General features: G+C 63.0%; 22 protein-coding genes. 10 read left to right on the plus strand and 12 right to left on the minus strand.

The genetic code is table 11. From position 1 onward, the window contains the following. Positions 1–11: 11 nt before the first annotated feature. From QYH69_RS20510 to QYH69_RS20530, 5 genes are all read right to left on the minus strand, one after another. Complete coding sequence (locus QYH69_RS20510; RefSeq protein ID WP_308833636.1) at positions 12–3329, minus strand: enterotoxin A family protein; 3318 nt, start codon at positions 3327–3329, stop codon at positions 12–14. A 120-nt stretch (positions 3330–3449) separates the two neighbouring features. Then, on the minus strand, positions 3450–6902 hold the full coding sequence (locus QYH69_RS20515) for an enterotoxin A family protein (RefSeq protein ID WP_308833637.1): 3453 nt from the start codon (positions 6900–6902) through the stop codon (positions 3450–3452). Positions 6903–7026: 124 nt separating this feature from the next. Continuing rightward, positions 7027–7353 (minus strand): thioredoxin family protein, encoded by a 327-nt coding sequence (locus QYH69_RS20520; protein WP_308833638.1) that lies wholly within the window; start codon positions 7351–7353, stop codon positions 7027–7029. A 135-nt stretch (positions 7354–7488) separates the two neighbouring features. Next, the gene (locus tag QYH69_RS20525) at positions 7489–8610 is read right to left on the minus strand and encodes a 3-deoxy-7-phosphoheptulonate synthase (RefSeq protein WP_308833639.1); all 1122 of its coding nucleotides are present in this window, start codon (positions 8608–8610) and stop codon (positions 7489–7491) included. A 211-nt stretch (positions 8611–8821) separates the two neighbouring features. Beyond that, complete coding sequence (locus QYH69_RS20530) at positions 8822–9910, minus strand: alpha/beta fold hydrolase (RefSeq protein ID WP_308833640.1); 1089 nt, start codon at positions 9908–9910, stop codon at positions 8822–8824. Positions 9911–10215: 305 nt separating this feature from the next. On the opposite strand from QYH69_RS20530, the gene QYH69_RS20535 reads away from it, so the two are divergent. Then, positions 10216–10413, plus strand: a complete 198-nt coding sequence (locus QYH69_RS20535; protein WP_308833641.1) for a DUF3562 domain-containing protein — start codon at positions 10216–10218, stop codon at positions 10411–10413. Positions 10414–10426: 13 nt separating this feature from the next. After that, entirely contained in the window at positions 10427–10900 is a 474-nt protein-coding gene (locus QYH69_RS20540) for a GNAT family N-acetyltransferase (RefSeq protein WP_308833642.1), read from the plus strand. Between the two features lie 67 nt (positions 10901–10967). On the opposite strand, the gene QYH69_RS20545 is transcribed toward QYH69_RS20540, so the two are convergent. The 3 genes from QYH69_RS20545 to QYH69_RS20555 all read right to left on the minus strand — a co-directional run bounded on the left by QYH69_RS20545 (position 10968) and on the right by QYH69_RS20555 (position 13517). Further along, positions 10968–11549, minus strand: a complete 582-nt coding sequence (locus tag QYH69_RS20545; RefSeq protein ID WP_308833643.1) for a DUF3501 family protein — start codon at positions 11547–11549, stop codon at positions 10968–10970. A 28-nt stretch (positions 11550–11577) separates the two neighbouring features. Next, positions 11578–12915 (minus strand): heterodisulfide reductase-related iron-sulfur binding cluster, encoded by a 1338-nt coding sequence (locus QYH69_RS20550; protein WP_308833644.1) that lies wholly within the window; start codon positions 12913–12915, stop codon positions 11578–11580. 179 nt (positions 12916–13094) lie between these two features. Next, a complete protein-coding gene (locus QYH69_RS20555) occupies positions 13095–13517 on the minus strand; it encodes a rubrerythrin family protein (RefSeq protein ID WP_075161269.1) in 423 nt (140 codons plus the stop codon). A gap of 231 nt (positions 13518–13748) precedes the next feature. Between QYH69_RS20555 and QYH69_RS20560 the strand changes: the two genes are divergently transcribed. The 4 genes from QYH69_RS20560 (at position 13749) to QYH69_RS20575 (ending at position 18317) form a co-directional block, all read left to right on the plus strand. After that, positions 13749–14108, plus strand: coding sequence for a DUF3564 domain-containing protein (locus QYH69_RS20560; protein ID WP_308833645.1), 360 nt, complete (start codon positions 13749–13751; stop codon positions 14106–14108). 275 nt (positions 14109–14383) lie between these two features. Continuing rightward, complete coding sequence (locus QYH69_RS20565; protein WP_308833646.1) at positions 14384–15133, plus strand: DNA/RNA non-specific endonuclease; 750 nt, start codon at positions 14384–14386, stop codon at positions 15131–15133. Next, the gene (locus QYH69_RS20570; RefSeq protein WP_308833647.1) at positions 15126–15383 is read left to right on the plus strand and encodes a hypothetical protein; all 258 of its coding nucleotides are present in this window, start codon (positions 15126–15128) and stop codon (positions 15381–15383) included. The genes QYH69_RS20565 and QYH69_RS20570 overlap by 8 nt, the downstream gene beginning before the upstream one ends. A 372-nt stretch (positions 15384–15755) precedes the next feature. After that, positions 15756–18317, plus strand: coding sequence for a hypothetical protein (locus tag QYH69_RS20575; protein WP_308833648.1), 2562 nt, complete (start codon positions 15756–15758; stop codon positions 18315–18317). A 35-nt stretch (positions 18318–18352) separates the two neighbouring features. Here QYH69_RS20575 and rarD read toward each other — a convergent pair whose 3' ends face one another. Next, a complete protein-coding gene (gene rarD, locus QYH69_RS20580) occupies positions 18353–19249 on the minus strand; it encodes an EamA family transporter RarD (RefSeq protein ID WP_308833649.1) in 897 nt (298 codons plus the stop codon). A gap of 376 nt (positions 19250–19625) precedes the next feature. Between rarD and egtD the strand changes: the two genes are divergently transcribed. Then, entirely contained in the window at positions 19626–20603 is a 978-nt protein-coding gene (egtD, locus tag QYH69_RS20585) for an L-histidine N(alpha)-methyltransferase (RefSeq protein ID WP_308833650.1), read from the plus strand. Between the two features lie 94 nt (positions 20604–20697). On the opposite strand, the gene QYH69_RS20590 is transcribed toward egtD, so the two are convergent. After that, on the minus strand, positions 20698–20994 hold the full coding sequence (locus QYH69_RS20590) for an acylphosphatase (protein ID WP_308833651.1): 297 nt from the start codon (positions 20992–20994) through the stop codon (positions 20698–20700). A 263-nt stretch (positions 20995–21257) separates the two neighbouring features. On the opposite strand from QYH69_RS20590, the gene hpnA reads away from it, so the two are divergent. Together hpnA and QYH69_RS20600 are read left to right on the plus strand one after the other, a co-directional pair. Continuing rightward, positions 21258–22268, plus strand: coding sequence for a hopanoid-associated sugar epimerase (hpnA, locus tag QYH69_RS20595; RefSeq protein WP_308833652.1), 1011 nt, complete (start codon positions 21258–21260; stop codon positions 22266–22268). Between the two features lie 102 nt (positions 22269–22370). Further along, entirely contained in the window at positions 22371–22862 is a 492-nt protein-coding gene (locus QYH69_RS20600; RefSeq protein ID WP_308833653.1) for a hypothetical protein, read from the plus strand. A gap of 55 nt (positions 22863–22917) precedes the next feature. On the opposite strand, the gene QYH69_RS20605 is transcribed toward QYH69_RS20600, so the two are convergent. Continuing rightward, a complete protein-coding gene (locus QYH69_RS20605) occupies positions 22918–23724 on the minus strand; it encodes a transglycosylase SLT domain-containing protein (protein WP_308833654.1) in 807 nt (268 codons plus the stop codon). A 16-nt stretch (positions 23725–23740) separates the two neighbouring features. Beyond that, a complete protein-coding gene (locus tag QYH69_RS20610) occupies positions 23741–24916 on the minus strand; it encodes a glycosyltransferase (protein WP_308833655.1) in 1176 nt (391 codons plus the stop codon). Positions 24917–25367: 451 nt separating this feature from the next. Between QYH69_RS20610 and ispH the strand changes: the two genes are divergently transcribed. Continuing rightward, a complete protein-coding gene (ispH, locus tag QYH69_RS20615; RefSeq protein ID WP_308833656.1) occupies positions 25368–26312 on the plus strand; it encodes a 4-hydroxy-3-methylbut-2-enyl diphosphate reductase in 945 nt (314 codons plus the stop codon). Positions 26313–26317: the final 5 nt, after the last annotated feature.

Genomic DNA, 26317 nt, shown 5'->3' on the forward strand with positions numbered 1-26317 from the left:
CCAGGGTACGGCTAGTTCAGCAAGGTGGAAAGCTTCTGGCGACGCGCTTCTTTCTGACGGACCCTGTCCATCGCGTCGTCGCTGATCCGGTAGCTCGAGGAAAGCGTCCTCTGGCCGAACTTCACCGTGCCGGACCCGGCATCGTATTCGGCCCGCCAGTGCTCGACACCATCGAGCGTGTGCGCCGTGAGCCGGCCCGGCGCCGTCGACATCAGGTAATAGCCGTCGGGAAACAGCCAGGCGGCATTGTTCTCGAACAGCCACCTCGATGTGTCGCGCACATCTGCGTAAGGTATCCAGTCGGCATAGTTCAGGAAATTGCCCTCGTATCTGTTGCCCGGCACCCTCGTCACGAAATGTGTCGTCGTCTCGGGCAGCGCCGAATCCGGATCTGTCTCGAACAGATAAAGACGATGCTGGCCGCCCGTGAGTCTTCGAAACGTGTGCTCGTTGATCTGCGGCGGCGTGGCGCGTGCGCCATCGGGCCTCCTGAGCGCCCATTGCGACCGCAGCCCGGCACTGGCGTCCGTGACGAACGGTTGATATGCCATCACACCGACCGTCAGATACTTGCCGTCTTCCAGATGCACGAGTTGCGAATTCGCATAGTTGAACACGCCGTTGGTGCTGTTCGGCTTCGACGGCAGTGCGCCGAGATACACTTTTCCATCGTTCGCGACCCGCAACACCTTGCTGTAATCGCTCGCCAGATGGAAGCGGCCGTCGTCGCCCATCGTGAACTCATGGCGGCTCGCCGGAGTCCGCGTGCCGGCCACCCGCGGCACGCCCTCGGCGTCGATATAAAGGCGTACGCCTTGCGTGTCGTTACCGCCGTATGCGTCGATCGTCAGCGGTCCACGATAATCGAGGGCCGCCGCCTGCCGCGCCTGAATGCGGCGCACCTTCTCCCACGCGTTGTCGTAAAACTGCGCGTGCATCCGGTTCAGATCCTGTTTGAATCCGATTGCGACTCCGCGGCTATCTCTCGATACGAACGCGCGATACCCCGATTGATTCCATACGCCGCTGTCGACCGGCAGCCGCGACAGCTGCGGTTGCGCGCCGGCCGTGCGCGTCTGGTTATAAACGTCCCATCGGTATTTCGGGTTCGCAACGAACGCACCGGCCACGCCATGACTGACGGCGCGCCACCCGCGAATCTGCGCATAGTCGATCCGGCCCATCGCCGCGACCTCGAAGTTTTCCGGCCTGCGCACATACGAGCCGAGGCTCAGATTGACGTCGATCATGTTCGGCGTCGGCGCCACGAAATAGATATAGCCGCCGACGTCCGGCAGCTTTGCGACCGCCGCGCGCTCGCGACGGAAGGTGGCGAGATAGCCGGCGCTATCGAGCAGCTTCAGGTTCGATGCGGTATCGAAGTTGTGCAGATCGAGGTTCACGTTGCGCATTGCGATCTGCTCCGATGAAAAGCCGCCGCGCGCCTCGAGTTCCGCCGGCGTGACGGTCGATGGCCGGAACAGCGCGTATGGCTTGGGATCGCGTGCGTACTCGGTCGAGCGTCTCAGATCGACGTGCGGCCGCTGCGTGCCGGGCGATTCGTCGAGCCCGAAATCGGGCGGCGCAATCGGCGACGGGAACGGCGGCGTCTGGGACGGGTTTCCGTTGATTCCAAGCAGCGGCTCGATGCCGCCGAGCGTGATATTCGCAGCCAGCGATTCGTGCTGCCATGGTGCGCCCTGTCCAGCCTGTCCTTGCGGTGCCGCCTGATCGTCGTCGTAGTGACCGAAATACACCGTATCGACATGTGTGACGCCGCCCGAGTCCGCATACCCGTCATTGATCGCGCTCGCCAATGCTTCGGACATGGCATTGAAATCCGCGTATCGGAACACGCCGCTCCTGGGCTCGTGGAGTTCGTAGCGGTCGTGATGGAAATCGCCGGATACGCCGTGCCGCTGAATGACGATCGAATAGGCGTCCGCCGCGGCGCCGCCCGTTGCGCCGCCCGCCGCGGGCGGCGTTCCGAAGGTCAGACGCAGTTCCGCGACGTCGTTGCGATATGGCACGCGCGTGTCCTCGACATCGCGCAGTTCGCTAAAGCGATGCCTCAAATCGTCAATCAGACGCGGTGCGACGTTGATATGCAAGGCGCCGGGTCGCCGGCTCCGATGCGGCAAATCCGTCAGCAGTCCCTGTCTGTTCTGCTGCTGCAGGGCGCTGATTTCGTCGATCGAGCGGGACCGGCGCATCTCATCCGACAGTCCGCGCCAGATATCGTCGGTGGCCTGAATCAGCGTCGGCGCGCGGCCCTGCGCGACGTTCCTCAGCGCAAGGTGCGCAACGCCTTGCGACGCGGTTTCGACGGCGCGTGCGTCGCCGGCTGCCGCGGCAAGCGCCGCGCCCGACAGTTCGTTCGATTCCTGCGCGGTGGAGGCAAGCAGACGGCGCAAGCGGGGCTCTTCGCGTGACAGCGCGGATGCCGGCAGCGACGGCGCGCTCGTCATATGCGGCAGCAGCAGCCCTCCTTGCGGCAACGCCGACTGACTGTAGAACTCGATGCTCTGCGGCTCGGCCTCGAAGGAATTGCCAGGATCCCTGAATGCGGTGTTCAGGTATGCCGCGAACGCCTCCCGCATCGATCGCTGGTTCTGATACAAAAACGCGCCGTTGTTCGGATCGAAGATCGCATACTCGCCGCGATCGCGCCGCTGCACGAGCAGTGCATGTCCATTTATCTCACGCGGCCTCTGCGTTGAAACCGGCGCGCCGGCAGCCGGCGCGCGATACAGCGCAAGCCGCACAAACGCCAATTCGCGCTCGCGCAGTTCGCTGCCCAGGTGGTCTAGCGCACTGTTGATCGTCGAATCGCGGTCCGAATCCGGCGTGATCCGTTCCGTCAGTCGCAAGTGAAGGTTCGCCAGCGCAAGCGACGATGCGCGCCGCTGATAGGTGCCGACGCGGCCAAACATTTGTGCCGCCGTTCCGTCCGGACGTCTTGTCGCGTCTTCGCGAATCTGTTGAACGACCGCATAGAGGCTCGGCGGGGCAGCCCGGCCGCCCCGATCGATGCGGCGCATCGCCTCGCGCACCCAGCCTTCGCACGCCGGCCTGTAGTCGATGTTGTCCTCGCCTCGATAGCGATACTGGTCGAACGTGCGGTACGAATACGATTTCGACTTCAGCGCATCGCCGCCGCGACATTCGCGAAACTCTCTCATCGGTGCGCATCGGCTCAGCACGGGCCCTCGCGGTGTGCGCGTCGACGGATCAGGGCGGCTGTCGTCCGCCGCCGGTTCGTCGACGCGCTGGACCGGCGGCGTGTCCGGCGGTTGCACCGAGCTACCGGAGAGAGCAGATGAGAACATGATGTGCTCCTTGCAGCGTCGCTACGCGGCCGTGTTGACCGTCGTATTGCAACATGCGGGCAACGACGCCGCGTCGTATCGGGGTGCGACATGACGTTACGGCGGACACTGACCCACCGCTCACTTCATGAAATAAACGCCCTTCAGGGCTGTGCGTAGAAATTCGCGGCGCGCTTCGCCCTCCTGCACCCTTTGCCATGCATCGTCGCTTATCCGGTATGCGCGCCCGGCACGGTCGGGCAAGCGCAGGAACGGCGCGCCTGCGCCATCGTCGTTGCCTGCGGCGGACGTGCCGGAAATGCGCTGTACGGTGGTCCCTCCCACGGTCCGCACCTGCAAACCCCCGGCTCGATCCGGCACTACGTAGTACCCATCCCGAAAGAGCCATGCGGCGTTCTGAGAATCGAGCCAACGCGCCGCGTCGCGGGCGTCGCCGGCGGTCATGTGCGATGCGTAATCCGCAAAGTCGCCGTAAAACCGGTTGACCGGCACGCGCGTAACGAAGTGCGTCGCGGTTTCGGGCAGTGCGGTATCGGGATCTTCCTCGAACCGGAATAGTTGTTGCCGGCTGCCCGCCGCCCTTGCGTCGAACGTATGCAAGTTTGTCGAGGGCGGTGCGGCGCGCTGTCCGTCGGGGCGCTCGAGACGCCAGTCCGAACGCCAACCGGCGTCCCAACTGGTGACGAACGGCGTAAACGCTGTCTTGCCGACTGTCAGATACTTGTCGTCCTCCCGATGCACGAGATGGCGCCCGTCATAAGCGAATACACCGTTCAGCGATGCGGGGTCGTCGGGAATCCTGCCCAGATAGAGGTATCCGTCGTTGCCGACGCGCAGCACCGCGCCATAGTCGTTCGCCAGATGAAAGCGCCCGTCGTCGCCGATCGCAAACGACGTGCGGTTGCCCGCGTGCCTCGCATAGCGGCTGTAGGCGGTATCCACAGCCACCTGGCCATACCCGTCGATGAAGACACGGGTTCTCGATGCATCGCCGCCGTATGCCTGGATCGTCAGCGGCCCGCGGTAATCGCCCCCCATCGCCTGGCGCATCTGCAGATTGCGTACTTTCTGCCACGCATTGTCGTAAAACGCCGCGTGCTCGACATTCGGATCGCAGTGGAACACCGCGGCACCGTTCTCGTCCGTCGAGACGAACGAGCGGTGAGGCGCGGTGTGCCACGCGTCGCCGGCAATCGGCATACGGGCAAGCTGCGGCTGTGCGCCCGCCGTGCCGGTCCGATCGTAAACATCCCAGCGATATTTCGGATTCTTGATAAATTCCCCCGCAATGCCGTCTGTCACGGCACGCCAGCCGCGAATCTGCTCGTAGTCGATGCGTCCCATCGCCGCGATTTCGCCGGATTGCGGATCACGCGCGTGCGATCCGAGCGTGGCGCCGACATCGATCATGTTCGGCGTCGGCGCGACGAAGTACACGAAGCCGTTTTGCGCATGAGCTTGCAGACGGCCGAGTGCGACACGTTCGTTGCGAAAAGTCGCCAGATAGCCCGCGCTGTCGGTGACGGCCGGCCGTGCCGCGAGGTCGGCGTCGTGAAGATCGAGATCGACGTCGCGCAGCTTCGTCTGTTCCGTGTCGAAACCGCCGCGCGCCATCAGCACGTCCGGGCTCAGCGTCGATGGTCGAAACAGCGCATACGGCCGGCGCTCGGCCGACAGCCGTTCCGGCGAGCGCTTCAGCTCATCGTGACCGGAGCCGGCAAGCGACGTCGGCCCCGTGTTCAAGTCGGGCGGCGGAGGCAGCGTCGCGTGAGGCGGCGTCATTGCAGGGCTGCCGCCAATATCGAGCATGCGTTCGACGCTGCCGAGGCGCATGTCGGCCGCTGGCGACTCCCGCGACGTGGACGGCATGGGCAAGACAGGCACGACCTGATGCTCGCGCCGGCTGTCAGCGAACCACGTGGTGTCCGCACGCTCGATGCCGCCCGATTCCCGATAACCATTGTCAAACAGGCTTCGCAACGCCGACGACATCTGCGCGAAGTCCGCGTATCGGAATACGCCGACACCGGGATCGTAAACGGCGTACCCGTCGCGCTCGAAGTCGGCCAATGGCCGCAGCCGCTGCACGACGATCGAATGGCCTTGCGGGTCGTCGCTTTCGCTTGCGTTCGGATCGTCGCTATCGACGGACCGGAACGTCAGTCCGATTTCGACAAAGTCATTCCGGGAGCCGCGCACGGCGTGATCGCGATAGTAGGCGGTGCCGAACTGACGTCGTAGATCGTCGACAAGCGCGGCGCCTGAACGAATGCCGGTCGCGCCCGCATGCCGGAGCCGGTCCGTTATCTCCGCCACGACTGCGTACTGGTTCTGCTCCTGAAGTTCGGCGATGTCGTGAATCGTCGATTGCCGGCTCGCGGCATTGCCTAGCTGTACCCGAATATCTTCCACCGCCGACAGCAAATCCGGCGCGCGGCCACGCGCGACGTTCTCCATCGCGCGAACCACGAGCCCGCTGCACATGCCGGCCATCACGCGCCGCTGCCCTGCCTCTGCGGAAAGCACGTCGTCCGACAGTCGATCGGACGCGACCGCAGTGTCCGCGTACGCGCGCAAGGTCGCAGCGCCGCTTCGCGATTGAGAAGATGGACCGGGTTGCGGCGCATCGGCCCACGCATCGGCTGGCGCGACGACAGCCTCGACCTCCTGCGCGGATGCGCCCTGCGACGGGCTCGGCGACGCGGAGAAGAATTCGAGACTATCGGGCACGACGATGCGCCCCGCTTCACCGAAAGCGTCGTCGAGATATCGGCGCAGCGCGTGGTCGGCGGCACGCCAGGTCGGGTACACGAACGCGCCGTTATTCGGGTCGAAGATCGTGTAACGATCGTGCTGCAGTCGCTGAATCGCGAGCGTGTGCCCTGTGCGCCCTTCATTCGAACCGCGCACGGTCAATCCAACGCGCAATACGGCCAGGTCGCCTGAATTGCGCAGATGCCCACGCGCTGCGCCTAACATGCCGTCCACCCGTTCGCCCCGCTCGCCATGCGGATCCGAATACACGACGGGCGCTTGCGTGTGGCGACGCAAAGCCAGCGTCGCGGGACTCGCCTGGAGGTCGATGACGCGACTCAACATGTCAGCCGCGGCGAGGCCGCCCCGATTTGCCTCGACACTCATCTGGCGAACCGCCGATTGCAGCGTAAGCGGCTGACGGGCGTCGCTCCTGTCGATGCGCCGTAGTGCTTCCCATACGGCCCCATCGCAGACGCCGCGATGCTCCGGGGTGCGCAAGCGCCGGTAGTCGTACTGATCGAAACGCTCGTGACCGACCGATCCGGTGTTGAGCGCTTCTCCGCCGCGGCACTCGCGAAACCGCGAGCCGGGCAAGCAACGGCCGAGCACGGCGCCGCGTTTCACGCTCGGCGCCGAGCGCGCCGCGTCGCCCTTCCCGGCCGATCGGGTTTCGCTCACACGCGGCGTCGCGCGAGCGTCGGCGCCGCGATGATCGGCGCGAACGAGGTGGTGGCCGACCTCGACGTTCGGCGTGGCGTGGTCTACCGGCCACCACTCGGGTGGCCGCGCCCGGCCGCCTGCGGGATGCATGAACATGACGCAAACTCCTTGGGCGCGCTTGCCCCGCGCGGGAGTCGCTATTGCATCATTAGCGCCGGGATCGGATGCGGTGCTTATGCAATGCGCGGCCGACGTGCCTGCATCGGGCCACGCGCGCCGCTCATGCCTTCAGAGCCGCGAATGCTTCCTCGAGTTCGGCGAGGTCGCCGGGCCTCACGACGCGCCCGATTTCAGCACCGTCGCGCATGAAAACAAGTGTCGGCCACAGCTTTACACGAAACGAACGGCCGAGCGGGCGCCCCGGCCCGTCTTCGATCTTCAGATGACGCGTGCCCGGATGCTGTGCAAACGCTTTTTCGATGATGGGCTGCGCGCCCTTGCAGTAGCCGCACCAGTCGGTGCCGAATTCGACAATGGTTACGCCGGCAAGCGCATCGACTTCCGCGCGAGTCGGGGCGGTCTTCGCATATGCGGTAACGGTGCTCATGTTCCCTCGTGCAACGTATGTGAAAGGGCGGCGCGTTGATTGGCGCCTCGACTCCATGTTGCCTTGATCCGGCGCATTTTGCCGAACGCGCCGACCGCGCTGAGCGTGGCCGGCCCGCGGTCCCGCCTGCGGCCGCTAGCCGCGTTGACGGCGCGTACGCACGGCCTGCGCGAGTTCGTCGAGCACCGGTTCGGTTTGCGCCCAGCTCAGGCACGCGTCGGTGATCGACACGCCGCGAGCAAGCGGCACACCCGGCTTGAGATCCTGACGGCCGGCTTCGAGATGACTTTCGATCATCACGCCGATGATGCGGCGATCGCCGCCCGAAAGCTGTTGCCCGATATCTTTCGCGACTTCCGCTTGCCGCTCGTGCGATTTGCCCGAGTTCGCATGCGAGCAGTCGATCATCACCTGTTCGCGCAAGCCGAGCTTGCGCAATGCCGCGCATGCTTCTTCCACGCCGGCGGCGTCGTAGTTCGGGCCTTTTTTGCCGCCGCGCAGGATTACGTGTGCGTCGTCATTACCGCGCGTTTCGAAGATCGCGGCCATGCCCATCTTCGTCATGCCCATAAACGCATGGCTTGCGCGCGCGGCGACGATCGCATCGGCCGCGATCTGCACGCCGCCGTCGGTGCCGTTCTTGAAGCCGATCGGGCAGCTCATGCCCGATGCAAGCTGCCGATGGGTCTGACTCTCGGTCGTGCGCGCGCCGATCGCACCCCAGGCGATCAGATCCGCGATGTATTGCGGGCTCAGCAGGTCGAGAAATTCGGTCGCGGTCGGCAAACCGAGATTGCCGATGTCGATCAACAGTTCGCGCGCGCGACGCAGGCCTTCGTTGATGCGGAAACTGCCGTCGAGGCGCGGATCGTTGATGTAACCCTTCCAGCCGACCGTCGTGCGCGGCTTCTCGAAGTACACGCGCATGACGATCAGCAGATCGTCGCGCAATCCGTCCGCCTTCGCCTTCAACAGATGCGCATAGTCGATCGCCTGATCGTGGTCGTGAATCGAGCACGGGCCGACGATAATCACCGGCCGGTCGTCGCGACCGTGCAGCACGTTTGCCACTTCCATGCGGCTTTTTTCGACGAGCGCCTGCACCGCAGGCGGAATCGGCAGTTCGTCGAGCAGCAGCGCCGGGGAAATAAGCGGGCGCACCGCGCCGATGCGCGTGTCGTCGATGCGCGTGATGTCTTGCGTGGAATCGGCGGAGCCGGCTTCCTGGTCTCGTGTGGGGTTGTCGATGCGGCTCAAGAGGGTTCTCCGGCGTGGGGCTTCGCGGGCTTGGGGGGTTCCGGCTCGGTTCCGGCTGGATTCCGCGATGGTGAAACGGCGATTATCGCATTTCGCCATGGCGGCGAAAGGCGGGCGCAGGGTTATTCCATGGCGCCCGCTTCATGTGCCGCTTTCATTTCTCGCTTTTATGTGCCGCTTCGTACCCTGCCTGACGCTCAGGACGGACGCGTCAGTTGCCGCTCATCAACTGCACGAGGTACGGCTTCCAAACGTCCGGATGCGCGAGCGTCTGATGCCCATACGAATGCGCGGTTTCAGGCATTTCGACGAAGCGGCCGCCCGGCACTTCGCCAATCAGCTTCTGCATGACGCCGAGGTCCGTCGCATTGATCAGGTCGTCCGCGAAATTGACGGCGAACAGGCGTCCGCGGATTTTCGACAGCTCGGGCGCGGGGTTGTAGTCCCACGACGATTCGAACCAGTACAGCACGTCATTCGCATCGGTCTTCCCGGCATTCGCGACAAGCGTGTCGTACATCTTCGTCGCAGATGCGCGGTCCGGCGCCTCGGTCTGCATACGCGCGGGGTTGTTCGTCATCAGCGTGAAAATCGGCATGACGCGCGTCCATTGCGTCGGCTCGGCCGAATACGCGCCGCCCTGCCAGGCGGGATCGTTGCGGATCGCACCGACGATCATCTGCCGCCACAGCCAGTTGCGGCCCGCCATCGCGATCGGCTGGCTGGCGATCGGCATCAGCGCGTCGGCCATGGCCGGATAGCGCTCGCCCCACATCCACGTCTGCATGCCGCCCATCGACGTGCCGAGCACGAGCCGCAAATGTTTGATCTTCAGTCCGTCGACGAGCAGTTGATGGTTCGCCTCGACGACGTCGCCGTAACCGTAATGCGGGAAATTCATCCGCATGCCGTCGCTGGGCTTCGTCGAACCGCCGCGGCCGAGGCCGTCGGGGATCACGATGAAGTAACGGCTTGCGTCGAGCGGCTCGCCGGGCGCGAAGAGCTCTTTGCGCATCAGCGGTGTCAGATACGCGTTGCCCGTGCCGGTGGTGCCATGCATCAGAAGCACCGCGTTGGTCACGTCGCCGCGCGCATCGCGCTGCGGCGTGCCGAGCGTCACGTAATGGATGCGGACCTCGGGCAGAATCGTGCCGTCCGAGAAATGAAAGTCGCGTGCGACGAAATCCGCGGCACGTTCGGGAATCGCAGCATGGGCGTCGGACGGCGTCGCAGCAAACGCGTGAGCGGCAAGCGAGAGGGCTGCGAGCAGGGCCGCCTGCATCGCGATCGATCGGATCACGTCGGTCTCCGGTTTGTTGTGAAGAATTTGGAGTGCGATCGTACACGAACGCGCGGCTCGACGTTTATCGATTGGCTGTCGCGCTGCTTTCATTTTCCGCACTGCGTCACCGGGACGCATGCCGATTCGCCGCGTGTCGAATATATGCAGTCGGAGTGCTGTTTTGCGGCGACCCGCGTCCCGCTTTGTTCGAACGAAAGACGCGCGATTGATAGTTCGATTCAATTGGTATCGAGACGTCTGGCGACGTGTAATGCTATTCCCGTGCTTTGCCTTTTTTCTGACCGTTACAACCGGAGAGATTCATGGCCCAGCCACAGCTTGACGCCGAAGAAGTCGTCAAGGCAATCGCCGCTGAAACGAACACCCCGCCTGAAACCGTCTCGAAGCTTTACTCCGACACATTGGCGCAATACCAGGCCGACGGTCGCATTCTCGATTACATGCCACTGCTCGCCGCGAGGAGAGTTCGGGAGACGCTGCGCCAACCCTCGTCGCGCTAGCGCCTGCGCTGCGATGAGCGACCCCGTTCCGCACCGACCTCTGGTTCGACCTGTCACACCCGATGATTTCGATGCATGGCTGCCGCTGTGGGACGGCTACAACCGCTTCTACGGCCGCGTCGGTGCGACGGCTGTGCCGCGCGAAATCACGCAGTTGACGTGGACGCGATTTTTCGACGGCTATGAGCCGATGCATGCGCTCGTCGCGGAACGCAACGCCAAGCTCGTGGGCCTCGTGCACTATCTGTATCACCGCAACACGCTCATGGCCGGGCCGACGTGCTACCTGCAGGATCTGTTCACCGATGAAGCGGAACGCGGCAAAGGCATCGGCCGCGCGCTGATCGAACGCGTGTATGAAGAGGCGCGCGCCGCGCGTGCGGAACGCGTCTACTGGATCACGCACGAGACCAATGCGACGGCGATGCAGCTTTACGATCGCATCGCCGAACGCTCTGGCTTTGTGGTCTATCGCAAGGCGCTTTGAGCGTGTGCTTGTGTCTGTGCTTCGGGCGCGGCGGACGCAACGCTGACGTAGATCGAGCCTGCGACGATCAACTGAGGTCGTTCAGCAGTGACGCGCGCACGCTTGCTTCAATCACCTGCACCGGAACCGGATAGTTCGGATGATCGCATCCGATCAGCAACGCCGCGCCGTCGCGCAAGCGGGCCTTCATCGCCGGTGTCAGTTCGAAACGGGCAAAGTGCACAGCGGATGTCTTCTCGTTGTTCTCGCGATCGAGATCTTCGTCGGCGATCGCATAGACAGGCGCGTCGCCTTCCACCTGAATGAAAACACGATCTTCGATACCGATGAGCCGCGCCAACGCCGCCCGCCGCTCGATCTCGTTCTCATACTCGATCTGGATCGTCGCTTTCAGATTGCTGCCGTCGGGCACGAGCGGCAAGTATGCTTCGAGTTCGCCCTGAATGCCGTCTTCGTCGAAAATCTTTTCGATGTGCAGCATCTCCTGAATCTGATAGCGAATCGTCAGCTCGTCTTCGAACAGAAACGTCAGGTGGTTGCCGAGCTTCACGGTGCGGTGTTTCTTGTGCTCGATTACGCGGCTGCGCATTGCCGTGCGCGACTTCGAATAGTTCTCGAGCGACAACAGGGAGTTCCTTGCGATCGTCATCGGATGTCCTTGCGACGTGTGAGAGGGCTCATAAGCCGTAGGCTTTGCGCAGCAGCGTCAGCGGATGCGCGAGTTGCGCCTTCGGCAAACCGGTTTCGTCGAACCCCTGTTCGATATGGTGGCCCGCCAGCTGGCAGTCGGACGAAATATAGTCGGGCTGCGGCTGTGCCATTGCCTTGAAGACCGGTGTGCCGATTTTCATTGCCGTCTCGTGGAACTCCTTTTTCACGCCGAACGTGCCTGCGTGTCCGGAGCAACGCTCGACCACCGTCACTTGCGTGTCCGGCACGAGCGCCAGGGTTTCGGATGTCTTGCGGCCGATGTTCTGCACGCGCGCATGACAAGGCACGTGATACGAGACCTTGCCGAGCGGCGTATTGAAATCGGTCTTCAGCAGGCCGTCGCGATGCCGCGACACAAAGTACTCGAACGGGTCCCAGAACGCTTCGCTGACGGCGCGCACGTCTTCATCGCCGGGGAACATCAGCGGCAGCTCGTGTTTGTACATCATCACGCAACTCGGAATCGCGCCGATCAGCGCGTAACCGTCACGCGCGTATCTGGCCAGGATCGGCAGGTTTTTCTCCTTCTTCCGCGCCACGCCATCGAGATCGCCCTGTTCGAGCAAAGGCATTCCACAACATGACTCGCTGCTTACAAGCTCATATGGAATGTCGTTATGCGCGAGTACTGCAAGCAGATCATGACCGATGCCGGGCTCGTTGAAATTCACGTAGCACGTTGCATAGATCGCCACCTTGCCGGGCGTTCGTTCGCCGTCCCGAACCGGTATGTCTCGCGATCGCTTCGCTGCACTGCGGAATTTGCGTGAGGCGAACGATGGCAACCATGCATTCCTGTGGACGCCTAGCACGGTCTCCATCAATCCGCGCGCGGCGGCCGTATGGTTGACGGCGTTGACGGTTTGGGTCACGACCGGGATGCCGGCGAAATGGCCCAGCGCATCGGTATTCGACAAAAACCTGTCGCGTGTTTTGACCTCGCCGCGCTTATAGCTCGCGGCCTTGGTGCGCAGCATCAGATGCGGGAAATCGACATTCCACGGATGCGGCGGCACGTACGGGCATTTCGTCATGTAGCAGAGATCGCACAGATAGCACTGGTCCACCACCTTGCCGAAATGCGCCTTGTCGACGTCGTGCGCTTCGCCGGTGTCGGTCTCGTCGACGAGATCGAACAGCGTGGGGAATGCACCGCACAACGATACGCAACGGCGACAGCCCGCGCAGATGTCGAAGACGCGCGTCAGTTCTTCGTCGATTGCGCTCTGATCGTAGAAACTGTCGGAGCGCCAGTCGAGCGCGTGCCGGGTCGGTGCTTCGAGACTGCCTTCCTTGTGGGGCATGACGTCAGTCTCCTTTTCATCGTTCTTGTTTATGCCAGGAGCCGTTTCGTGGAGAAGACCGCACGCGAAGCGGCGCGAGAAGCCGCGGACATGCGCCGCGGTTTCTCGCGCGAGGCGTGGGGCGTGCCGTTTAACGAAACGGCATCGGGCATCAATTCACACTGCCGGCTGCGGCCTCGTCAGTCCACCAGCGACTCGAGCGCTTTCGAATAACGGTTGGCATGGCTGCGTTCCGCCTTGGCCAGGGTTTCGAACCAGTTGGCGATTTCGTCGAAGCCTTCGTCACGCGCCGTTTTAGCCATGCCGGGGTACATGTCCGTATATTCATGCGTTTCGCCGGCGATTGCGGCCTCGAGATTCAGGCGCGACGAGCCGAACGGCAAACCGGTGGCCGGATCGCCCGATGCTTCGAGATATTCGAGGTGGCCATGCGCATGACCCGTCTCCCCTTCCGCGGTCGAACGGAACAGCGCTGCGACGTCGTTCTGGCCCTCGACGTCCGCCTTGGCGGCGAAATACAGGTAGCGGCGATTGGCTTGCGATTCGCCGGCGAATGCAGCCTTAAGGTTGTCTTCTGTTCTGGATCCCTTCAGTTGCGTCATCTGAGCCTCCATCCATCTTTTGTAGTGTGGGAATCGCGCGTTGGGGAAGCGGGCATCGTCGCGAGCGACTGCGGCTGGACGCGCGCGCCTGAGCCGTGCATTAAATCTAGAAGCTCACCCATGCGTTCCCAATTGTGATTTTCAATCTCGCCGATAGTGGTTTGGGTTGCATAACTTTTCGTCCGACATAGACTGTTGTAGCGGACAAGCGTCTATGCGGGGGGCTTGGAAATGCGGCTGACCATCCTTATCAACGGTCCGGATCCAACCGTGAATCATGACTACGCAGTGCTGTGGCTGGACACCGAACAGCGCCGCTGGTCCAGAGAAGCACACGAAGGCGTGCATCTCCCCCCGTGGGGAGAATTGCGCGATAGCGACGGTGTCACTGCGTTATGCGCGCCGAGCACAGAAGCGCCGTTGTGCACGCTCGAAGGATTGCATGTCGACCGCAGACAGCGTGTCAGTTCTTCGCAAGGCGTTGCGGCATGGCAGTCCGAACGCACGCATTCGCCGATGAACGGCTTCTGGCGCCTGCAAGCGGTTGATCGCCAGCCGGTAAAAGCGGAAAACAGCATCTTCGGGCGCTGACCGGCGCCCCTGGCGCGCGTGCGTCGGCCCGCGCGCTGCGCAACGGGCCATTCGTAGCGAATGAACGGCCACGGTAAATCGATGGCTCGCAAGGCGCCGCAATGGCAGCCACCCGAGTAGTTCGGTAGCGTCCTCTTCTATCCCTTCACCACGCGTTCAAAGCGGATTGCTGCAGTGCAATCGCATTAACGCGCTCGCGCCGCGCGACGCTATACTTGCGCCTCGCCGTTTCCGCCCATGCCTTTTTCGTCCTGCCTTTCATCCCTCTGCAATCTATGAAGAAGTGGTTTCTCTGCCTGCTGGCCGCTGTCGCGGCTCATGCGACGGCGGCGCCGTCCTGCACCGATTTCACGCCAAACGGCCAATGGCCCGTGCTAACCAATCCGAAAATGGCGCCGCAAACACGCATGCTCTGCTATGCGGATTTTGCGGTGCTGCATTCCGGCATCACGCACGGGCCGTTGTGGTCCGCCGAACATTTGACGCGCGATCATATCGAGGCAGCCAGAAATATGACGCGCACGAATCGCTTCTTCGAAGATGCGCGCCTGCCCGCCGGCGAAGGTGCGACGCTCGCCGATTACAGGCGCAGCGGGTTCGACCGCGGCCATATGAGCCCGGCCGGCAATCGCTGGAACGAGGCAGGCATGGCGCAATCTTTTTCGCTCGCGAACATCGTCCCGCAGAATCGCGAGAACAATGAACGCTTGTGGTCGCGCGTCGAAAGCGCCGTGCGCAAACTCGCGCTGAAATACGATGACACCTACGTCGTCACGGGCCCGATGTTCGTCGGCCAGCGGTTGCAGACGATCGGCGCGACACGCGTATTCGTGCCGACCCAATTGTTCAAGGTGATCTACGTGCCGTCGAAGCGGCTTGCGTTCGCGGTGGTCGTGGACAACACTGCGACCAACCGCTACAACGTCAAAACCGTGCATGAACTCGAAGCGGCCAGCGGCATCCGCTTTCCCGGTATTCCCGAGAGTGCGAAGGACGAACGGCCAGGAGGGCTCAAAGGTGTTTAACGCGTATTCAAACGACGTCGACGTGCTCGGCATTGAGGGCGATGCGTTGACCATTACGAATGGCGCGACCCGCGTGCTGATCAGCGGCACGCTAGCGCTCACGAAGGATAAGCGCGGACTCAAGGCCGCGCTTGCACTCAAGCAGGCAGTCGATAGCGCGGTCGCCGCATTGCAGGCGCAAGCGGATCTGCCCGAACGCATCAAGGACGAGCCGAACGCGAAGCCGGGGGCGGTCGATAACCCGTTTTGAACAGCGTCGTCTCGCGATGCATGTCGCCCGCGTCGGCGCTTGAAAGCTCTATTCAGCGTACTCCCGCAACACCATCGCGATGCGTGCCTTTGGCCTAATGATCGCAGTAAGCCCGATCACAAATGCAAAGGAGACGACATCATGCTGGTCAATCCACCTTCTATCGACCCGCGCATGCGGGCCGACGGCGACACCGCGAAAGGCGCAGCACCATCGGCTCCGCAGCAGATTGCCAACAGCGCAGACCGTGCATCGGATCAGACAGCCGCCGCTTTCGCCGATACATCGTCGGCGCGAACAAGCGACAAGCCAGGATCGCCATCACACGCTCCTGCAAGCCGCGAACGTTCGAGCGCTTCCAGGCAGACAGGCGTGCCGCCCGGATCCGGCGCGCTTCACCGCAAACAGCCCGAGAATCGAGCGCGGACCCTGGCGAGCCATGCGAACGATGACCGGCTGATCGCTAACCTGAACCGGATGTTGACCACCTCGCAAATCGGTGCCTGGAACGAATCGAGCGATTACATCCGCGGTTCGATCGAACACGATCTCAGCAGCGATCGCGGTGTGCTCGAGACATCCGCGCAGAGCGTACGCACTGCACAAAGCGGACTCGATGATGCCGAGCATCAGATGACCAGCCGCGCGGACCCGTTCTCGGGTATCCCCTGGCCCGCCGACTACGCAAGGTACAAAGCTGCCAGACAGTCACTCGCACGCGCACAACAGGCAAATGAAGACGCGGAAAAATCGTGGCGCGAGGCCAACCGGAAACATCTGGCCGATATGCCGCCGTACGTGTCCGGCGCGATAATGCTCGATGCGACCAACCGCATCGCACAGGACGTCCATGCCGGCCGCGCCAACTGGATCGTATCGGCGACCGATGCGCGCGCGCTCTGTCGTCAGGCGACACAGAATGCGAAGCAAAAGATCGACGACCACCTGGGTAAGGCGTGGGAACAGCTGGTGCTCGATTTGCGCGCGTGGCGGAGCAACAATGTCGGCAAGATCGATTCCGAATCGATCGTCAGGCAGATGAACAAGACATCGGAGACTTATCTGCTGCTCGAACAGGACGCGGCGCTGAAGAAAGGCATCATTGACGCACGCGTCAAGAACTTCGACGATTGGCTGGACCAGAACCGATCCGCCCTCATCGCCAGGCGCAACCCCGATGACGCAGCGCAAAAGAGCGCCGTCGTCGATTTGCTGCGCGAACGCCGCGCAAACCTCGAAAGCGCGATATCCGATAGCAACGATCAGAGCCATCTGGCGGCTTCGTTGATGGCGGCGACCGTCAACCACAGCCGGCTCGCGACACCCGAAACCAGCGAGGCCGTCTTTGTTTCGGAGGCCCACCCTGGCGGCAGTCCTCACGACTATGCCGGGAAACTGTCGTTTTACGACACGAGCTCGGGCAAAGACATGCTGATCGGCACAAAAGATCTCGGCGTCACGTCGATCACCATGCCTGAAGGTGACAGGGGAGATCCGGCTGCAGCGGTTCAGCCGGACTCCATCGTGCCGCCGCCGCTGACACCGCCCGGCACGCACCTCAAACTTCAGTACTCTTATGAGCGGTCAGGCGCGGTCCGCTATCCGGAGCAAAACGGACTCATCTTTACCACCCAACAGACGAACGCGCAAAAACAGGCCGAAAAGGACTTCACGAAATACGGCGGATCGGTTGCGGGCCTCGTCAGAGCCGGAGAATACGGCTACGTTCGCTTTAACAACTCGCAGTTCGTCAAGGACAAGTTGCCGACACTGTCCCGGGTTCAGAAGCCGATGATGCCGTTCAATGCGCCCTTGCCGGCAACGCTGCAATTTGCAACGCGCGGCATATCGATCGCATCGGGCCTGACACGCGGCGCGATGTACCTCGAATCCGCCGCCAACAAAGTGGCGAGAGGAGAAGATCCGACGTCCGACTATGTGGCCGCCGGAGCGGCGTTCGCGCAGGGAACCATCGATTCGTCGGTCGGCTTGTATGTCGACGCGGCGCTCGTATCCGCTAGCCAGTACAAAGCGGATAACCGCGAGGCGAAGCTGCCGGGAAAACGCGCTGAAACGCTGTTTCCACAATCCCGCGACGAACCTGCTCGTGGAATCAGTTACGAGTACAAGCCCGACGGCACCATCGAAAGCGCGCAAAGGATCGACCCGAAAACCGGTGAGCTGCAAACCTGCACGCCCACGCACGCCGAGCTTGCCAAGCTGGAGCCTGCCGGCAATGCATCGCCGTCGAACGCGGGCACGACGTCGGATGCCGAAGGCGAAGCGATGGTTCGCACCGTCTCGCCCGTGGCCGACTCGGAAATCCAGAGCGGCATCAGGCGTTCGGCGGACAGCATCGTTGCGTCGGCCGAGCGGGTCGCTCACGCTTATGGTCCGTTGAACGCCAGCGGACTGCCGCAAATCGATACAGGCAGGGCGCGATTGAATGCGCTGGCCGCCGAGTTGCGCGAAAGCGCCGACCAGATGAAGAACTCCTTCCAGAAGTTCGCCTTCAATGTCGAGCTCAATCGTGCCAACGAACTCGGGGGCAAAAAGTGGCCCATTCCCGGCGGCGTCAAGCTTATGGCGTACGCCAGCGCGGGCCTCGTCGTTCCAGCGTTGGTCGAATATGGCGTCAAGGTGTCCGATTACATCGAAAGAGCCGAACAGGGGACGCTCACGCGAGCGGACGACCTGAGCCTCGCTGCGTCGACCACCAACGCGGTCACGATGGTGACGCCTTACATTCCGGTGGTCGGGCCGATCATTACGCCGTTTCTGCTGATCGCCAGCATGGCGATGAATGCGGCCGCGAGTTCGTTCAACAAAACGCCGGTGGAGAAAGTCTCCGCGCTATTGCAGTCGCAAACGGCGCATCCGCTTGCGAATCTGGGAGGCTATAACCCTATCGTGCCGCCCGCTACCCAAGCCTGACTTGCACCTGACCGCGCCTCACGACCGCGCACGCGCTAGCGCGCCTGCGACCGGATCAAACGCGCGCTATGCCACGCAGTCAATGCGACCGCAAACCAGATCGGTACATACGTCGCGAGCTGCGTGGACGACAGATGCTCGCCAAGCAGCGTGACCGATACGAGCACGAGCAGCACCGGCTCGACGTAACCGAGGATGCCGAATAGCGCCATCGGCAACAGGCGGCTTGCCTTCAGATACGAAGCAAGCGCGACGGTGCTCAACACGCCGAGGCCCGGCAGCCAGAGCACCCACATGTCGATGCGGCCGGACAGCAGGTGCAGCGAGCCGCCCGTCGCGACCATCACACCCGCCACCGGGACGAGCAGTGCCATTTCAACGGCAAAGGCGGTCAGCGAGTCTGCATTGATTTTGCGGCGGAGTACGAAATAAGGCGGATAGCCAAGCGCGACGAGTACCGTCGGCCATGCAAATGCGCCGGTCGCCCACAGCTCATGTGCAACGCCGGCCGCCGCACATGCGACCGCCGCCCATTGCAGCGGATCGAGCCGTTCGCGATAGTAGAAGCGCCCGGTCAGCACCATGGTCAGCGGCAACAGAAAATAGCCGAGTGAAACTTCGAGCAGGCGTCCATGCAACGGCGCCCATAAAAATATCCATAGCTGAATGCCGAGCAGCGCGGCGCTGATGCCCAGCGCGAGCGCGGTCCAGCGCTCGGTCATCGCGCGCCTGACGAGCACGCGCATCTGCGGCAGGCGAGAACGCAGTGCGACGAGCGTCAGCGCGCCAGGCGCGGTCCACAACACACGCCACGCGAAGATATCGAGGCCGCTCAACGGCGCGAGCAGCTTCACGTAGACCGACATCAAGGCGAAGAGCGCGGATGCGCTGGCCGAAAGCGCGATACCGCGTCCGGATTGATATGCGCTCATTGCGTGAGGATCTCGCATTGCCAGGTTAAAGCCCGCATTCTAGACGCCTCGCGTATCCAACGGGAGGCATCCGCCATACGAATGGGTACGTGCACGATTGCTCACATTGGAGTACAACGTAGCCTCATGCCTTTCTCGTCCGTTCATCGTCTGTTTCCCTTCGGGTCACATCGCCGTAACCGGTAAGCGCGATTCTTGCTTGAAAGCGCGTCTTAAATGCCGCGGATGACGAACGCAATGTCCTTTTAATTGCGCGTTCAGTCCAGCGAGTGTGCCCGTCCTTCGTGTGCGAAGTTCGTCGAACCGACCGTACACGCAACGCGAAACCACCGGCAGCATCGCCAGCGCCGCCGGAAACCTACAACATGGAGCGAACATGTCCCAGCCTGCCCTATCGCACGACGTCTCCCCCGAATTCGCCTCTGCCGTGCGAGCCGGCCTGACTCATGCGCCGCAGAAGGAGTTGCCGTCGATGTATCTGTACGACGAAGTGGGCTCCGCGCTCTTCGAAGTCATCACGGCACTGCCCGAATACGGCGTCACGCGCGCCGAGGAGCGCCTGCTCGCCCGGCATGCGCCCGATATCGTCGCGCATGTGCCGCACAATGCGATCGTCGCCGAACTCGGCAGCGGCAGCGGCCGCAAGACCCGGCGCATTCTGGAAGCTTTGTGCAAGAAACGGCCGACGACGTCGACCACCTATTCGCCGATTGAAATTTCATGCACCGCTTTGCAATTATGTCGCCGCGAACTCGGCGATCTCGAGCGCCTGTCGATCGTCGGCTACGAGCGCGATTACCTGGCCGGTCTCGCGGAAGTCAGCAAGCGGCGCGCGCGCGACGAACCGCTGCTCGTGCTGTTTCTCGGCAGTACGATCGGCAACTTCGGCCGGCTCGCGGCCACGCGGTTTCTGCGCGACATCCGCGGCATGCTGATGCCCGGCGACGCGCTGCTGCTCGGAACCGACCTCGAAAAGCCGATAGCCACGCTGATCGCAGCCTATGACGATCCGATCGGCGTGACCGCGGCGTTCAATCTGAATCTGCTTGCGCGCATCAATCGCGAATTGGGCGGCACGTTCGACCTCGATGCATTCGAGCATGTCGCGCGTTTCAACCCGGACGCGCGCAGCGTCGAAATGCATCTGCGTGCAAAGCATCGCGTCACCGCGCAGATTCGCGCAGCGCAACTCAATGTGACGCTCGAAGCCGGCGAAACGATCTGGACCGAAAGCAGCCACAAGTACCACGCAACCGAGATCGGCGCGATCGCTAACGATGCGGGCTTCGCATGCGAGCAGCAATGGGTCGAACGCGACTGGGGATTTGCGGAAAGCCTGCTGGTTGCGCGATAAGGCGTGTGGCGCGGAGCGGACATGGCGGCGAGCGCATGCGATGACGCGGCATCGCTCGCCGGCGCGCGTGCGCCACCGCGACCACCATGCTGTTTCAGTGTTGCTCGAAACGCTCGTAGCGCTTATCGGTCAGGCGCTCTTCGCCGGTCACTTCAGTCACGCGCGCTGCGGGCGGTCCGTGCCGCAGCCACGTGAGCATCCGGTCCACCTGGTTCGCGGGCCCTTGCAGCATGGCTTCAACAGAGCCGTCGTCAAGATTCGCGACCCAGCCTCTGATACCGAGCGCGTGGGCCTCGCGCACGGTCGCAAGGCGAAAGCCGACGCCCTGTACTACACCCTTGACGCGCACGTAGTACGTTTCGATCCGCGAATCGAGATCCGTGCCGGTCATGCTCTCATCTCCTGATAGTCTCTCAAGCCAGTCCTTCAAGCCGGCATTCTAGTCGCGTCGCAACGGAAATGCCCAGTTCCGGGCTGCAATGAAAGCGCACAGGCAGCACGCACGAATGAGACACGAGCGCCGGGATAAGCGCGACACGAGCGCGACACGAGCGCGCCGCGAACCCGTCACGATCGCGGCGAAGTTCCAAAGCGCCACATGGCTTTCGCGCCCACGTACAATCCGACCACTTGGCCAAGGGAAACCACACAGGAATGAGTGATCAGAATCGCGATCTCGTGCTCGTGACGGGCGCGTCGGGCTTTGTCGGCTCGGCGGTGGCGCGCATTGCGCAACAGAAGGGCTTTGCGGTGCGCGTGCTCGTGCGGGCGACGAGTCCGCGCCGCAATATCGAGGAGCTCGACGCGCAGGTGGCCGTCGGCGATATGCGCGACGAAGCGTCGATGCGCGCAGCGCTGCGCGGCGTGCGCTATCTGCTGCATGTCGCAGCCGACTATCGGCTCTGGGCGCCCGACCCGAGCGAAATCGAACGCGCGAACCTCGAAGGCACCGAGGCCACGATGCGCGCGGCGCTGAAAGAAGGCGTCGAGCGCATCGTCTATACGAGCAGCGTGGCGACGCTGAAGGTGACCGATTCTGGCCAGTCGGTCGACGAAACCGCGGGCATGACGCCGCAACAGGCGATCGGCGTCTACAAGCGCAGCAAGGTGCTCGCGGAGCGCGCGGTCGAGCGCATGGTCGCCAACGACGGCTTGCCCGCCGTGATCGTCAATCCTTCGACGCCGATCGGCCCGCGCGACGTGAAGCCGACGCCGACTGGCCGCGTGATCGTCGAAGCGGCGCTCGGCAAGATGCCGGCCTTCGTCGATACGGGCCTGAACCTCGTGCATGTCGACGACGTCGCAGCCGGTCATTTTCTCGCGCTCGAGCGCGGCCAGATCGGCGAACGCTACATTCTCGGCGGCGAGAACCTGCCGCTGCAGACCATGCTCGCCGATATCGCGTCCCTGACCAACCGCAAGCCGCCGACCCTCGCCCTGCCGCGCTGGCCGCTTTATCCGCTTGCGATGGGCGCCGAAGCCGTCGCCAAGATCACGAAGCGCGAGCCGTTCGTGACGGTCGACGCGCTGAAGATGTCGAAGAACAAGATGTACTTCACATCGGCGAAAGCGGAGCGCGAGCTCGGCTATCGCGCGCGCCCATATCGCGAAGGGTTGAAAGATGCGCTCGACTGGTTTCGCAACGCGGGGTATCTGACGAAGTGACGCGCGGACATGCTGCATTTTGTTACAACGTCGACCGCCACAGCCACGCGTAAAAGCGCGTTCTGAAAGGTAAAATCGCGGGTCTTCTCAGAGAACCGTCGTATGAACCTTCAGGAACAGATCGGCGCGCTCGAAGCGAGCGTCGATGATCTCATTGAGGCCGCTGCTGCATCAGCCGTCGCGGCTTCGGCTACTGCGGCTTCGCCCGCCGAGCCAGCCGGAGCTGCCGCGCAAGACGCCGTACAGGCCGAATCACCCGCATCGGACAACAAGCCCACACTGCATATCGACCGTCCGAATCAGAACGAAATCGTGATGACGATCGGCGATCGCTCCGTGCGGCTGCATCCACTGCAGGTAGGCCAGCTGATCGAGGAATTGTCGAACGCGCGCGCGTCGATGCAGCCCGAAGCGCCGGCGAATCTGCCGCCGGGCTGGCGTTTCGTCTCGACGAAGAATCCGGTGATGGCGGTTCAGAAGCAGTCGAATGGCGACCGCTTGCTTGTCATGCGGCATACAGGCCATGGTTGGGTGCCGTTCACTTTTTCGCCGGACACGGTCATCCAGTTGTACATGATGCTCACGCAAGCGTGAGCTTCGGGGCCACACGGCGTCACAGCGCGCGTTCGCCGCTTTACCGCGCGGTCAGTCAGCGCAACAGCGGCAGTAGCACGCCCGGCAGACGCATCGGCTGCGGCGACGCGGGATCGGCGTCTTCCGTAAGATCCGCGGTTGTGCCCGGCCATACCACCGGGCGAACGCAGAACTCAGTCCAGCGTGCGTCGCATTCGCCTGCTCGCATCGCTTGCCACACTTCCGCCGCGCCCGACTGCGCCGGCGGTTCGAACACCAGCGCGAAGGTCTTCGCGCGAACACCGACCATCTCCGCATAAGCCTTCGATCCGCCGTAGCTCTTCAGCGCCGCGTCCAGATCGCCACCGGCGGACTTCATATAGCCATAGAGAATCGCCGAACCGACCTCGATATTGGTGTCCGGTTCCGTCAAATCCTTCACGTTCTTCAGCAGCGGTCGATGCGCGCTCGGCACGACCTGCATCAGGCCGGTCGCGCCGTTGCGGCCCTTCGCTTTTTCTTTGAAACGCGATTCGATCGAGATGATCGCGAGCAGCAGCGCAGGCGGGAGGGCGTACTTCTCCGATGCGACCCGGACCGCATTCGATATCTGCACCGCCTTTTCTTTCGCGACACCGAATTTTTGCGCGAGGTAGTCGGAGACGCGGTCGCCGGCCGGGCGAGCTTCGCGGCTACCCGCCGCTGATGCGTCGCTGCGGATCGCCCGGGCTTCGGCCTGGGTCTGAACCTGAGCTTGAACCGGTAGGTCGGTACCGGCTACGTCGCCACTGTCGCTGCCAGAGCGAGCGAATGCGACTTGCATCAGACCAGGCAGCAGCGCGAGCGTGAAAAGCGGGCGAAGTAACCTGGTCGATGCAATCATCGTGTGTGTCCCGTGTTTACCGTTCCTGCACCGGTGCCTGGACGCGGGCCTTCCATTGCCCGCCCTTGCCGCGCCAATACCGCACCGCGGACCCGATCGTCGCACTCACATAAAAAAGAGCGACGAGCGGCAGGAACGGCGCCCACAGCGGCGAGCGTCCGTAAAAGCGCAGCATCGGCGCGTAGGCGCAGCACATCGCTGCCCATGCGATCCATGCGGGCCAGCCCAGCGGTCCGAGCGTCAGCGCGACAACCGGCGGCACCAGATAGATGACCACCATGCCAAACACCGTACCGACGAGCAGCCACGCGGAATAGCGCAGCTGCGTGAAGGCCGTGCGCGCGATCATGTTCCAGATCTCTTGCCAGTTGTTATAGGGGCGCAACGAAACGCTGCGCGCGGCAAGATCGAGCCGGATCGAATGGCGGCCTTCGCCGCGATGCTTGATCAGCGCGGCGAGCGTGCAATCGTCGATCAGGGTACTGCGGATCGATTCGATGCCGCCCGCTTCCTCGAGCGCGCTGCGGCGCACGAGCATGCAGCCGCCGGCCGCGCCCGCCGTGCGATTGCGCGGATTGCCGACCCATGCGAACGGGTACAGCTTCGCAAAGAAGAACACGAATGCGGGTATCAGGGCCTTTTCATAGAACGAATCGCAGCGCAAGCGGACCATCAGCGACACGAGGTCGCGCTTTTCCGTGTCGGCACGCGCGACGAGCTGCGTGACGGCATCGGCCGGATGGCCGATATCCGCATCGGTAAGCAGCAGGTACTCGGGCGCCAGACCCAGCGACCTGACGGTTTCGATGCCCTGCGATTGCGCCCACACCTTGCCCGACCAGCCCGCGGGCAGCGGTTTCGCGAGCACCACCGTCAGACGGTCGGGGCATTGCCGCTGCAAGGCTGCGGCGCGCGCGGCGTCCGCGGTGCCGTCGGTGCTGTGATCGTCGACCACGACGACGTGGAACGCACCCGCGTAGTCCTGCTCGAGCAGCGACGCGACCGCCTCGCCGATCGCGTCGGCTTCATTGCGTGCCGGTATGACGGCGACGACCGATGGCCACGCGTCGCGGCCGTCGGTGGCGAGCGGCGGCGCCGGGCGCGCGCGCCAGAAACCGCCGCGCGCGAACAGCAGCACACACCAGATCAGAAGGGAAAGACAGCTGAGAAAAAACAGCACCACCGCGCTCATGCGGCGGCTCCGTCGCAGCGCTGCAAGACGACTGTCAGTTTGACCGATGACCGGGCGCCGAGCGCGGCGCGCACATGCCGGCCGTCGGCCAGTGCGCTCGCGGCCGTCCGGTGAGGCGCGTTTGCAACAGCATAGTAATCGTAATGGTGGACTTCCATACCGCGAGCCTCTAGATTCCACATTCAGCAAGCGGCAGTCACTGCAAAATCGCCGCGGGCCCCTAGTTTAAAGGTTACGTGCCGGCCGCGCATTGAGTCATTTTTGCCATCTCACGCGGTTCGCCCGAAATGGCCCAAAGGCAAACCGGCCCGGTTAGCGTTAGAATGCGCGTTTGGTCTTCAAACAACTGCTTTTTGTCGGTTTAAAGACATCAACAATATTATGGACGCGGCGAACGAGTCATTTTTACCGACATCGTCGCAAACCCGCGTCAGTCGGAGTTCGCCAGCTTATGCGAGTCATCCTTGCTCAACCCCGCGGCTTTTGTGCGGGCGTTGTACGCGCGATCGAAATCGTCGATCGCGCGTTGCAGCAACACGGCGCGCCCGTGTATGTGCGCCATGAAATCGTCCACAACAGGCACGTGGTCGATAACCTGCGCAGAAAGGGCGCTCGCTTCGTCGAAGAGCTCGATGAAGTGCCCGAGGGCGCGGTTGCCATTTTCAGCGCGCATGGCGTTGCGCAGAGCGTCGAGCGCGATGCGGAGCAACGCGGCCTCGACGTGCTCGATGCAACCTGCCCGCTCGTCACGAAGGTGCACGTTCAGGGCCGCCAGTACGTCGCGGCCGGCCGCACGCTGATCCTCATCGGCCACGCGGGGCACCCGGAAGTCGAGGGCACGATCGGGCAAATTCCGGGTAAGGTGCTGCTCGTTCAAAGCGAAGCCGAGGTCGCAAAGCTCAATCTGCCCCTCGATACGCCTCTGGCGTACGTCACGCAGACTACGCTGTCAGTCGACGACACCCGTGGCATCATCGACGCACTGTTGAACCGCTTCCCGGACATCGTCGGCCCGGACACGCGCGACATCTGCTATGCGACGCAAAACCGGCAGGCCGCAGTCCGCGAATTGAGCACACAGGTCGACGTGCTATTGGTCGTCGGCGCAACGAATAGCTCGAACTCGAACCGGCTGCGTGAAATCGGCAGCGAAAGCGGCGTACCGAGCTACCTCGTCGCAGACGGTTCGGAAGTCAGGGCCGAATGGTTCGCGAACGCGCTAACCGTCGGCATCACCGCTGGCGCATCGGCGCCGGAAGAAATGGTGGAAAACGTCATCGATGCGCTGCGCGCATTGGGCCCCGTCGACGTTTCGACGATGGCGGGCCGTGAAGAAAAAGTTGAATTCAAGTTGCCGTCAAAGCTGACGCAACCACTCGCTGCACGCGAAGTTTAAGGAGA

The sequence above is a fragment of the Paraburkholderia sp. SARCC-3016 genome (assembly GCF_031119615.1).
In the GTDB taxonomy this organism is placed as follows: domain Bacteria; phylum Pseudomonadota; class Gammaproteobacteria; order Burkholderiales; family Burkholderiaceae; genus Paraburkholderia.